This window comes from Alistipes sp. An66, from assembly GCF_002161445.1.
Taxonomy (GTDB): Bacteria; Bacteroidota; Bacteroidia; order Bacteroidales; family Rikenellaceae; genus Alistipes; species Alistipes cottocaccae.
In genome coordinates, this window is record NZ_NFHT01000007.1 from 42,184 (window position 1) to 55,354 (window position 13,171).

Genomic DNA, 13,171 nt, shown 5'->3' on the forward strand with positions numbered 1-13,171 from the left:
ATAATTTCTCGACTTCCACTACTTTTTAAGAATTTTTTCGGTGTAAATATAAATTTTTACTATTTTCCCCGTTATAAATTTTGTATGTCCGAATTCTTTCATTATTTTTGAACAAATTGAATGGTATGAAAAAATTCTTATTATACGCTACATCAGCCGTTTTAGGGCTGTTTTCGGCCCTCTGGCAACAGCCCGTACAGGCCGCAATCGATGCCAAAATCACCTTCGAAACGGAAATCCCCAAAGCTTTCGTATGCGGCAACGACAGCCGGATCGAATTGAGCGGGAAACACTTCAAGGACGGACGGCAGTCCCTGTGCTGGACCTGGAACGCACCTTCGACCCTCCAATACAACGACTTCGGACAGCTCATCCGCTCGTTCCGCGTCAAACAGGCGGGCGTCATGCTCTGGATCTACAACCCCAGGGCTGTCGACGCCGACCTGCACTTCGCCTTCGAAACCCCCACGGGCGAAATCTCCTACTATTTCGACTTCCACCTCGACTTCACGGGGTGGCGCGCCTGCTGGATCAAGTACAACGACATGCCCGGCGACCACGCCTCGCAACAGATCTCGCGCCTGACGATCTCCACCCCGGAGGGCGTGCAGAGCGGCGAACTCTATATCGACCGCCTGACCTTCGCCGAAACCCGCCTCCACGACCAGATCACCCCCGACCAGCAGATCCCCGACAACAACTGCAACCTCAAACGCGCCCTCTGGCACTGGGCCCGGCTCTGGGAGTGGGAACAGTACGAATACGACGAACCGCTGCGTGAACTCACCGCCGACGAGAAAAAACAGCTCGATCTGGTGAAATCCCGCATCAACTCCATCGTCGAGGCCAACATGTCGAGCGGAAACTACATCAACGGCACGATCATCCCGCGGGCGTTGAAGACCTTCGAGGCGGCCCAGATCCGCCGCACCGACGACGGCGGCGTCATCGGCGCCCCGCTGCTCTCGAACGACGAGTGCAACCGTCCGAAGGGCGAACTGCGGCTCGACGACATCGAGAACATGCTCAACGCCTTCGCCCTGAACAGCTACGTCAACCGCGACCCGAAATACGACGACAACTTCTTCCTGGTCATGGACCACGCCATCGACCAGGGATTCGCCTTCGGACACGGAAACGGCACCAACCACCACTACGGCTACAACGTGCGCAAGATCTACGACGCCATGTGGCTCATGCGCGACAAAATCGCCCAGCGCGGCAAGACCGACGAGTACGTCCGCGTGCTGGCCTATTGGAGCGGCCTGGCCGAAACGCGCAAACCCTACGTCTACGGCCGCGACGAACTGCTCGACTCGTGGCACACGCTGCTGATGCCGAAGCTCATCAGCGCCCTGATGCTGCCCACCGAGGCCGAACAGTACCGCGCCATGAAGGGGCTCTCGCGCTGGATGTCCGGCAGTCTGGACTTCACGCCCGGAACCATCGGCGGCATCAAGATCGACGGCACGACTTTCCACCACGGCGGCCTCTATCCGGCCTACTCGACCGGCGCCTTCGCCACGATCGGATACTACTGCAAGGCTGTCCGAGACACCGACTTCAACCTCACGGAGGAGGCCCGCAAATGCTTCAAGCTGGCCCTGCTGACCATGGCCAACTACACCAACCTGCGCGACTGGGGCCTCGGCATCGCCGGCCGCCACCCGCTGAACAAGAACGGCCGCATCCCCGATGCCGACGTGAACGCCTTCGGCCACCTGGCCGCACTGGGCGACCTGACGGGCAGCGGCAAGGCCGTGGATCCCGAACTGGCCGGCGCCTACCTGCGGCTGAAAGGGACCGACAGGGAGCTCAACAGCCTCTTCAAGAAGGAGGGCATCTCCGCCGGTCCCACCCCCTCGGGATTCTTCGTCTATAACTACGGCGCACTGGGCATCCACCGCCGCAACGACTGGATGGTAACCCTGAAAGCCTTCAATACGGATGTCTGGGGTTCGGAAATCTACACCCGCGACAACCGCTACGGCCGTTATCAGAGCTATGGCTCGGCCCCGATCATCGGGTCGGGCAACCCCGTCACGGCCGCCGCCAGCGGATTCGTGCAGAACGGCTGGGACTGGAACCGCGTGCCGGGCGCCACGACCATCCACCTGCCGTGGCCCGAGCTCAACAACCCGCTCCCCGGAACCCTCATGGAACGCAACCCCGAACGCTTCTCGGGCGCATCGTCGCTCGAAGGGCAGAACGGCGTGCTGGCCCTCCACTTCGTCGAGGGCAGCCGCAAGAACTTCACCCCCGGGGCCACGGCCTACAAAACGATCTTCTGCTTCGACAACCGCCTGGTCTTCCTCGGCAGCGGCATCGACAACAACAACACGACCTACCCCACCGAAACGACGCTCTTCCAGCTTCAACTGGCCGACCGCGGCGAAGCGCTGGAAGTCGACGGCGAGATCTACGACACGTTCCCGCTCCAACTCTCGAAAGGCGGCGAACGCCTGGCGATCTCGGACACGAAGGGCAACTTCTACATGGTGAAGAACGCCGGCGTGCTGAACGTCACCAAGCAGGAGCAGTCGTCGCCCAACGACAAGACCCACGCCATGCAGACGGGCGATTTCGCCACGGCGTGGATCGACCACGGCCGCGCCCCGAAACAGGCCGGATACGAATACGTGGTCTACATCCAGCCCACGAACAAGGAGATCAACCGCCTGCTCAAAAAGGATGAATACGAAGTGCTGCGCAGGGACAACACGGCCCACGTGGTGAAGGACCTCCCGACCGGCATCACGGGCTACGTCTGCTTCGGCGCCTACGAGGGCGACGGACTCGTGCGCCGGGTGTCCGAAGAGACGATCGTCATGGAGCGCACGCTCGCCGACGGACAGGTCGTCATGAGCGTCTGCACCCCCGATCTCGGCCTCACCGAAAAGACCTACACCACGCGCCAGGAGAGCCAGCCCATCGAAAAGGAGGTTCTGGTCGGCGACGGCTGGGAACTCGCCGCCCCGATTCCGGGCGTGGAGGCCTCGGCATCCGACGCAGGCACGCTGCTGAAAGTAACCTGCCGCCACGGACAGCCCGTGGAATTCCGGCTCAAAAAGAAATAAACCTATTTACCCCACAACCTACTGTCTGTATTTATGAAAAAAGCACTGAAACGAATGGCTGCGGCCGTGCTGCTCACCCTGTCGGTCCTGCTGACCGGGGAGGCTTTCGCACAGAACACCGTAGTCGGACGTGTGGTTGACGCCAACAACACTCCGTTGATCGGCGTCAATGTCGTGGTCAAGGGTACGACCACGGGTACGACAACCGGTATCGACGGCAATTACTCGATCAAGGTCGCCGAGAACCAGACGCTGGTCTTCTCCTATCTGGGCTACACGACCGTCGAGGAGATCGTCGGCAAACGCACGGCCATCAACGTCAAGATGAACGAGGAGGCCACGCAGCTGGGAGCCGTCGAGATCGTCAACATCGGTTACGGCACCACGACGCGCCGCGACCTCACGGGATCGGTCGCCAAAGCCGACCTGGGCACCATGATGAAATCCAACGTCACCAACTTCGACCAGGCGCTGAACGGCCGTATCGCGGGCGTGGTCGTCACCACGGGCGACGGATCGCTGGGCGCCGAAGCCAACATCACCATCCGCGGCAACAACTCCCTCACGCAGAGCAACGCCCCGCTCTACATCATCGACGGATTCCCCTCCGAGGGATCGTTCGCCACGTCGATCAACCCCGCCGACATCGAGTCGATCGACGTGCTGAAAGACGCCTCGGCCACGGCCATCTACGGAGCCCGCGGCGCCAACGGCGTCATCGTCATCAACACCAAACGCGGTACCGAGGGCAAACCGACGGTGAATTTCAGCGCTTCGTTCTCGTTGAGCCACATCGCCAACAAGATCGACCTGATGGACTCCTACGAATTCGTGCGCTTGCAGGAGGAACTCGTCACCGACACCTCGATGGCCAGCTCCTACTACGGATACAGCGAAGAGTACGGCCGCAACCTCACCCTCGAGGACTACCGGAACATCAAGGGCATCGACTGGCAGGATGAACTCTACCGCACGGCCTTCCAGCAGAACTACAACATTTCGCTCTCGGGCGGCAACAAGGAGGGTCTGCGTTACAACGTCGGTTTCTCGGCCCTCGATCAGGACGGTATCATCATCCGGTCGAACTTCCAGCGTTACCAGGGCAAGGCGAACTTCACGCTTCCGATCACCAAGAAGCTGACGCTCAACGTGAACGCCAACTATTCGCGCACGGCGACCAACGGCGTGAACCCCACGACGGCCGAAACGACCTCCTCGTCGTCGGGCTGGCTGATGTATTCGGTCTGGGGCTACCGTCCGGTGACGGCCCCCGGGCAGGACATCCTCGACTCAATTATCGACGAGTCGGTCGACGGATCGAACGACTACCGCTTCAACCCCGTGAAGACGGCCAAGAACGAATACCGCAAGACGTTGGTCGACTACCTGAACTCGAACATCGCGCTGACGTGGAAGATCACCCCCGAGCTGACCTTCAAGACCACGGGCGGCTACGTGATGAACAAGCGGCGCCGCGAGGAGTTCAACGGCACGGAGACCTATACGGGCTATCCGGGCTCGCCGAGCGGCAAGGGCGTCAACGGCGCCATCTACTGGACCGACCAGACGAACTGGACGAACGAGAACACGCTCAACTACAAGCGCCGCTTCGGCCGCAGCCACAACGTCGACCTCATGGCGGGTCTTTCGTTGCAGGGTCAGAAAAACACCTATGAAGGCGTCTCGGCCACGCAGATCACCTCCGAGGAGCTGGGTATCGCCGGCATCCACACGGGAAACTACCAGAGCGTCCCGAGCAACTACTACGACTGGCGGATGATGTCGATGTTCCTGCGCGCGAACTACAACTTCCGCTACAAGTACTACCTGACCTTCTCGTTCCGCGCCGACGGATCGTCGAAATTCCCGTCGGACAACCGCTGGGGCTACTTCCCTTCGGTGGGCGCCTCGTGGAACTTCAACCGCGAGAACCTCTTCAAGAATTCGGAGTGGCTCAACAACGGAAAACTCCGCTTCTCGTGGGGCCTCACGGGTAACAACCGCACGCAGACCCCCTACGACTTCTACTCGCAGATCACCGTCACGCCGGGGTCCGGAAACTCGTTCGACTACGTCTTCGACGGCACGCGCGTCCCGGGCTACTACTTCTCGAACATGGCCAACGACAAGCTCAAATGGGAAACCACCGAGCAGTGGAACGTCGGTATCGACCTGGGCTTCTTCGAGGACCGGCTCAAAGTGACGGCCGACTGGTACGACAAGGTGACGCACGACCTGCTGCTCTACGCCCTGCTGCCCGCATCGAGCGGCTACGAACAGGGCATGCTCAACATCGGCAGCATCCGCAACCGGGGCTTCGAGTTCACGCTCGAAACGGTCAACATCAAGACGCGGCAGTTCCAGTGGTCGACGTCGTTCAACATCGCCTTCAACCGCAACCGCATCCTGGGACTGGTCGACAACCAGAACACGCTCCAAAGTTCCGTGTCGTGGGAGACGCACTTCAACTCGCAGTTCCCCTACATCTCGCAGGTGGGCAAACCCACGGGCATGATGTACGGATTCATCTATGAGGGCACCTACAAACCGGAGGATTTCGACGCCAACGGGAACCTGAAAAGCGGAATCCCCGCCTACAAGGGCAACAAGATGCAGCCCGGCGACCTGAAATACCGCGACCTGAACGGCGACGGCAAGATCGACGACTACGACCGCACGATCATCGGCTGCGGACAGCCGCTGCACACGGGCGGTTTCAGCAACAACTTCAACTGGAAGAACTTCGACCTGAACATCTTCTTCTCGTGGAGCTACGGCAACGACATCCTGAACGCCAACCGGCTGATCTTCGAGTCGGGCTGGAAGGCCCAGACCAACCAGCTGGCCTCCTATGCCGGACGCTGGACCCCGGACAACCCAACGTCGGACATCCCGCGCGCCGGAGCCACGGGCAGCGAGGAGTATTCGTCGCGCGTGATCGAGGACGGCTCGTTCCTGCGCTTGAAGAACGTCTCGCTGGGTTATACGATTCCGAGCCGTCAGCTCCGCAAGGCGGGCATCAGTTCGCTGCGCGTCTACGTCTCGGCCGACAACATCTGGACGCTGACCAATTACAGCGGTCCGGACCCCGAGGTCTCGACCCGCAATTCGGTGCTGACCCCCGGCTTCGACTGGTCGGCATACCCCCGCGCCTATGGCTTCACGGCCGGCGTAAATATCACGTTCTAACGCCCAAAAGCACGATTACACCATGAAAATAAAGAACATATACAAATTGGGGGCCCTGATGATGTTCGGAACGGCACTCTCGGCATGCACGTTCCTGGACACCGACCCGCAGATCATCCCCGGCGAAGGCTATTATACGAGCGAAAAGAAGCTGCAATACGGACTGGCGGGCGTGTACGGTTCGCTGAACAGCGAGGCGCTCTACGGCCACTACTATTCGTTGCAGATCAGCAATGCCGACGACCTCTGCTATTACGCCAACTACAACAGCACCGATACGCGCCCCGACCGCTACAACCACACGGCCGGCACGGCCGTCATCTACGACACCTGGCTGCAACTCTACAAGGGCATCAAGAACGCCAACGAATACATCAAGGGCGTCGAAGCCTCGACGATCGCCCCCGAAGATCTGTCGGTCGGCAAGGAGCGCTATCTGGCCGAAGCACGGTTCCTGCGGGCCTACTACCACTTCCTGCTGGCGCAGGCGTGGGGCGACGTGCCCCTGCGCGTGGAGTCGGCCACCTCGCCCAATCCCGAGGACGTACAGCTGGCCGCAACGCCGCAGGAGGAGGTGCTCAAATGGTGCGTCGATGAGATCGAGTCGATCGTCGACGACCTCAACGAGGAGGTCGACGAAACGCCGTCGCGCGTCAGCAAGACCGTGGCCGAAGGCATCCTGGCCCGCATCTATCTCTTCATGGCCGGCGAAACCGTAGCCGAGGTCGACGGCCTCCCGAAGCAGGAGATGTACAAAAAGGCCGCCGAATGGGCCTACGCCGTGATCGAGTCGAAGAAACACGACCTGAACCCCAGCTATGACCAGGTCTTCATCAACATGATTCAGGACAAGTACGACGAGCAGTACCACGAGTCGATGTGGGAGGCCGAATTCCTCGGCGACCGCACGAGCGCCGACAAGTGGACCAACGGCCGTATCGGCGACCTGATCGGACTGAAATCGCAGGGCGGAAGCAACTATTCGGAGTGGGCCTGCAACTACTCCTACGGCTACTACAACGGGTCGTACTCCCTGTGGCAGCTCTATTCGGAGGAGGACCGCGTGAAGGACGACACCTACAAGGAGGGCGATGAGAACGAAGGCGGCTACAACATCGCGGGAGAGCTGGTCATCGACAAACGCCGTCTGTGGAACCTCCCGGGGTACAACTACCGCGGATTCGGCGACACCGGGACAGGGAAAGGTCAGTCGATCACCTACAAGCAGGGCGACGCCAACGTCACGCGCGTGCTGCTCCAGGAGAAGAGCATGTACAAAACGCCGTGGGTCTACCAGAACAAGTTTGCCATGCCGGAGGTCGAAGGCCTCGACCAGACTGTCGAAAATGCCTACAACCCGGGCACGGATGCCGGCCAGGACGATTTCATCTATGAACCGAACGTCATGTGCGCGATCCGCAATGCGGGCAAGTGGCGCCGCGAAACCATCTACGAGAAGCAGATGTCGGCCAAGAACCTCTACACGACGATCAACTTCCCGATCCTGCGCTATTCGGACGTGCTGCTGATGTTCGCCGAGGCGGTGAACGAATGTCCGGACATCCAGGGACTCTACCTGGCGAGAGCGAAGGAGGAATTCATGAAAGTCCGCGAGCGCGCCGGCATCGAAACCGACCAGACACAGCTGGACGATCCGCAGGCGTTCCGCGCACTGATCCGCAACGAGCGGGGCCGTGAACTGGCCTTCGAGGGGCTGCGCAAATACGACCTGATCCGCTGGGGCATCTTCGTAGACAAGATGCGACAGGCCGGAAACAACATTCCGCGGGACAACGACGGCTATTACAACAAGACCTACACGAATTTTGCGGCCATCAGCTACGGCAACGTCTCCGAGCGGCACATCTACCTGCCGATCCCGACCAAGGAGCTGGCCGTGAACCACGCCCTCACACAGAATCCCTTATGGTAACACGCACAACAGCAGCACTGACTATGAAGACACAACGAATCACATATCTGGCAGCGGCGCTCACGCTCGCAATGGCGGGGAGCTCCTGCGAGCACGACGAGATCTACGAGCCGCTGGAATTCGCGGTGCAGCTCTCCCCGACGAACACCTACAAGGCCGGAGATCCCGTGGTGTTCAATTTCAGCGGCAATGCCGACTTCATCACGATCTGGAACGGCGACACGGGACACGAATACCGCTATCGGGAGCGCACCGTGCTGGATGCCCCCGACCGTCTCGAAGCCTGCGAGCTGAATCTGGAATTCTCGCGCCGTTCGGGCGCCAACGTGGGTGATGTCCAGTTCTATGTCACGGACCGGTTCGGAGGCCTGACCGGCAGCGACGCCGCCACGGACAAGGCGCGGATCGAAGCGATCGAAAGCGGGAATTTCGACGGATGGATTCCGCTCGAAATCGAGGAACCGAGCTCGTCGGGAAAATGGTCGCTCACGACGCACGACCTGCTCGACGTCGACGGAAACGGCACGTCCGTGAACGACAACTTCTGCCTGCTGATGCGCTGGCATCCGGCCTCCGCCGCAGCCCAACGCAACTACTACATCAACGCCTCCGTGAAGGTTCAGTTCAAGGATTACAGCGCCACGACGATGAAAATCACGGAGCTGGACCCCATCTGCTTCAACCGTCCGGACGAAATGGCCGGCAAGGAGTATGAGACCTACACCGCCTCCTCCACGGGCTCGAAGCTCGGCTACCTGCAAACAGGCGGCAACTACGACATGATACTCAACGGCACCGAGAGCAGCGTGGTCTGCCCCTATCTGATCGACACGTGGTACGTCACGACACCGCTCAAACTCAACATGATCCCGAGCGACACGGGCCAGAGCATCAAGGGCGTGACCGACGATGTGAAGAACTACTCGCACATCTACAACGAACCGGGCACCTACACGGCGACGATCCTCGCGGGCAACGGCAACTACCAGGGGGAATCGGGCATCCGGACCTACGAGGTGACCTTCACGGTCGTCGAAAAGATCGGAGGCGAATAAAGCCGCAACGTAGAGCGAAAGCCTGCTTTTCTTTCGGGAAAAAGCAGGCTTTTTCGCACGATCGGGTTGCAAATCCGCGTTATTTTCAATATCTTTGAATGTGCAACCGGGCCCTTTTGCCCGAAGCGCCACCTGAAACCGAAACAGAACCTACGTATGAAGGCTGAATTACAGAACATAGCTTCGCACTTCGCACTCGAAGGCGACATCGCCGCGATCGACTCGCTGGGCGACGGATTCATCAACGACACGTTCATCATCCGCACGTCCGGCGACGCCCCGGACTACATCCTGCAACGCAAGAACAAGAACATCTTCCCCGACGTGCCGGGCATGATGGAGAACATCCGCAAGGTCACCGAACACATCCGCCGCCGGGTCATCGCCGAAGGAGGAGACCCGATGCGGGAGGCCATGACCGTGGTCCCGACCCACGACGGGAAACTCTACCACATCGATCCGCAGGGCGAATACTGGGCCGTGACGGTCTTCATCGCCGACACCATCGCCTACAACAAGGCCGACTCGCCGGAACTCGCCCGCAAGGGCGGCGAAGGCATCGGGAAGTTCCAGGCCCAGCTGGCCGACTTCACGGAGCCGCTGGCCGAGACGATCAAGGGCTTCCACAATATCCGCCACCGCTTCGTGCAGTGGGACGAAGCGCTCAAACGCGATGCCGCCGACCGCGTGAAGGATCTCACGACGGAGATCGGATGGATCGAATCGCGCCGCGGGGAGATGCTCGACTTCTGGTCGAAGGTCGAGGACGGCACGATCCCCACGCGGGTGACGCACAACGACACGAAGATCAACAACATCCTCTTCAACCAGCAGGGCGAGGTGCTCTGTGCCATCGACCTCGACACGGTGATGAACTCCACGTCGCTCAACGACTTCGGCGACGCCATCCGCTCCTACACCAACACGGGCGACGAGGATGACCGCGACCTCGCGCGCGTGGGGATGTCGATCGAGATGTTCCGCGCCTACACCGAGGGCTACCTCTCGCAACGGGCCGCACAGCTGACCCAGCCCGAAATCGACTACCTGGCCTTCTCGGCCCGCTACATCACCTACGAACAGGTGCTGCGCTTCCTGATGGACTACATCGACGGCGACACCTACTACAAGATCAAATACCCGGAGCACAACCTCGTGCGCACACACGCCCAGTACAAACTCCTGCAATCCATGGAGGAGCAATACCCGGCGATGTGCGAAATCGTGCGCGAAACGGTTGCCAAATACAAATAGTCATGGAAATCCGCAAGATTACGGGGGTGGATCCCGAGAACAGGGCGGCCGTCGAGGCGGCGTTCGCCGGCATCGAACCGCAGGCGATCGCCTGCTGCAACTGGCCGGAGGAGTTCCCCTACGCACCGGAGGTTTCGTTCCGGATGTTCCACACGGGCGAGTGGCTGCTGCTGCGCTTCGACGTCAGGGAGCGCTACACCGCGGCGCGGGTCACCGCGGACAACGGCGAAGTCTGGACCGATTCGTGCGTGGAGTTCTTCCTCTCGCCCGACGGCCGAAAGTACTACAACTTCGAAACCACCTGCATCGGACGTATGCTGCTGGCGGCCCGGACTTCGCGCCACGATGCCGATCCGGCCGGTCCCGAGGTGCTGGCACAGGTAAAACGCTGCACGACGCTGCCCTTCGGCGAGCCGTTCGGGGAGCGCGAGGGAGACAACCGCTGGTCGCTGACGCTGGCCATCCCGCCGCAGGCGCTCTTCCGCCACGAGATCACGGATTGGAGCGGTCTCCGGGCCCGCATGAACCTCTACAAGTGCGGCGACCGGCTCTCGCATCCGCACTTCCTGTCGTGGCAGCCCATCCGGACCGAGAAACCCGATTTCCACCGTCCGGAATTCTTCGGCGAGGTGACCTTCGCCGAATAAACCGACAACAAGGACAAACGCAATACACAAAAATATGAACAACAAGTATTCCTTACCGAAAGACGGCGGACTGATCGCCGAATCGGCCCCGCGTGACATCATCCATCGCTACGAAAAGATTCACACGAAGGTCTATGAAAACGAATACAAGGGCGTGCAGTACGTGGCCGACGCCATTGTGAAGGCCATCCGCACGTACAACGAGATCCACAGCTCGAACGAGGTCTACGAAGAGCCGCAGCCGTTCGTGCTGGGTCTTACGACGGGCCGCACCCCGCTGGGTCTCTACCGGGAGCTGGTCAAGCGCCATCAGGAGGGAAGCATCAGCTTCCGCAACGTGGCCGTTTACAGCCTCGACGAGTTCTACCCGATCAAGTCGACCGAGCAGCAGAGCCGCAACTACCGCATCCACGAGGAGTTCCTCAACCACATCGACATCCTGCCGGAGAACGTCCACATTCCCAACGGCACGATCGCCGAGGACCGCGTCTCGGAGTACTGCGCCTCGTACGACCATGCCGTGCGCCACATCGACCTGATGATCATCGGCGTGGGAGAGGACGGCCAGATCGGCTTCAACGAACCGGGCTCCTACGTGCGTTCGCGCACGCGCCTCGTGCAGCTCACCTACAACACGCGCAAGATCCAGTCGGGCGCCTTCTACGGGTTGGAAAACACCCCCAAGATGGCCATCACGATGGGTATCGACACGATCATGCGCGCCGACCGCATCATCCTGATGGCCTGGGGCGAGAACAAGGCGCAGATCATCCAGAAGGTCGTCGAGGGCGAGATCACCAACCAGGTCCCGGCATCGTACCTCCAAGGGCACTCGAACATCGAGGTGGTGATCGACGAAAACGCCGCACAACTGCTCACCCGCGAGCAGACGCCGTGGATGGTCGGTCCCTGCGAATGGACCCCGAAATTCGTCCGCAAGGCCGTCGTATGGCTCTGCGGCGTGGTGAAGAAGCCGATCCTGAAACTCACCTACAAGGACTACATCGAGAACTCGCTGGGCGAACTGCTCGAACAGGGCCGGACCTTCGACCAGATCAACATCGACGTCTTCAACGACCTGCAACACACCATCTCGGGGTGGCCGGGCGGCAAACCCAACGCCGACGATTCGACGCGCCCCGTTCCGTCGACGCCGTTCCCGAAACGCGTGGTGATCTTCTCGCCGCACCCCGATGACGACGTGATCTCGATGGGCGGTACGTTCATCCGGCTCGTCCAGCAGGGGCACGACGTACACGTGGCCTACGAGACATCGGGCAACGTGGCCGTCCACGACGATGTGGTGCTTCAAAACATCGACACGGCCCGCGAACTGGGTTACGGCGACCACTATGCCGAGGTCGAAAAGATCATCGCCAACAAGAAGAAGGGCGAACCCGAACCGCGCGAACTTCTCAACCTGAAAGGCTCGATCCGCCGTGCCGAGGCCCGTGCCGCCGTGCGGTCGTTCGGCCTGAACCCCGACACGAACGCCCACTTCCTGAACCTTCCGTTCTACGAGACGGGCGGCATCAAGAAGGGCCAGCTCTCGGAGAAGGACACCGAAATCATCGTGAAGCTGCTGCGCGAGGTCAAGCCGCACCAGATCTACGCCGCCGGCGACCTGGCCGACCCGCACGGCACACACCGCACCTGCATGGAGGCGGTTCTGAATGCGCTGGAAGTGGTCAAGGACGACGAGTGGATGAAGGATTGCCACCTGTGGCTCTACCGCGGCGCCTGGATGGAGTGGGATCTCGGCATGGTGGATATGGCCGTGCCCCTGTCACCGGACGAGCTGATCATGAAGCGTCACGCCATCTACCGCCACCTCTCGCAGAAGGACATCATGCCCTTCCCGGGCGATGACCCGCGCGAGTTCTGGCAGCGGGCCGAGGAGCGCACGCAGAATACCGCGAAACTCTACGACCAGCTGGGCATGGCGGAGTACCAGGCCATCGAGGTCTTCGTCCGCATGTTCTAAATCCGATTCCGGAGGGGAGGGGCCGCAGTTCC

General features: G+C 60.6%; 7 protein-coding genes. All 7 read left to right on the top strand.

Annotation, left to right across the window (positions count from 1 at the left end; translation table 11 throughout):
* Positions 1-125 precede the first annotated feature (125 nt).
* The 7 genes from B5G16_RS06465 to B5G16_RS06495 all read left to right on the top strand — a co-directional run bounded on the left by B5G16_RS06465 (position 126) and on the right by B5G16_RS06495 (position 13,139).
* On the top strand, positions 126-3,077 hold the full coding sequence (locus B5G16_RS06465) for a chondroitinase family polysaccharide lyase (protein ID WP_087262413.1): 2,952 nt from the start codon (positions 126-128) through the stop codon (positions 3,075-3,077).
* A 33-nt stretch (positions 3,078-3,110) separates the two neighbouring features.
* A complete protein-coding gene (locus B5G16_RS06470; RefSeq protein ID WP_087262415.1) occupies positions 3,111-6,266 on the top strand; it encodes a SusC/RagA family TonB-linked outer membrane protein in 3,156 nt (1,051 codons plus the stop codon).
* Positions 6,267-6,288: 22 nt separating this feature from the next.
* Complete coding sequence (locus B5G16_RS06475; RefSeq protein WP_087262417.1) at positions 6,289-8,199, top strand: RagB/SusD family nutrient uptake outer membrane protein; 1,911 nt, start codon at positions 6,289-6,291, stop codon at positions 8,197-8,199.
* A gap of 23 nt (positions 8,200-8,222) precedes the next feature.
* Positions 8,223-9,254, top strand: coding sequence for a DUF5017 domain-containing protein (locus tag B5G16_RS06480; RefSeq protein WP_162612033.1), 1,032 nt, complete (start codon positions 8,223-8,225; stop codon positions 9,252-9,254).
* A 156-nt stretch (positions 9,255-9,410) separates the two neighbouring features.
* Positions 9,411-10,508, top strand: a complete 1,098-nt coding sequence (locus B5G16_RS06485) for a phosphotransferase enzyme family protein (protein ID WP_087262421.1) — start codon at positions 9,411-9,413, stop codon at positions 10,506-10,508.
* A 2-nt stretch (positions 10,509-10,510) separates the two neighbouring features.
* A complete protein-coding gene (locus B5G16_RS06490) occupies positions 10,511-11,155 on the top strand; it encodes a carbohydrate-binding family 9-like protein (RefSeq protein WP_087262424.1) in 645 nt (214 codons plus the stop codon).
* A gap of 34 nt (positions 11,156-11,189) precedes the next feature.
* Positions 11,190-13,139, top strand: coding sequence for a 6-phosphogluconolactonase (locus B5G16_RS06495; RefSeq protein ID WP_087262426.1), 1,950 nt, complete (start codon positions 11,190-11,192; stop codon positions 13,137-13,139).
* Positions 13,140-13,171 lie beyond the last annotated feature (32 nt).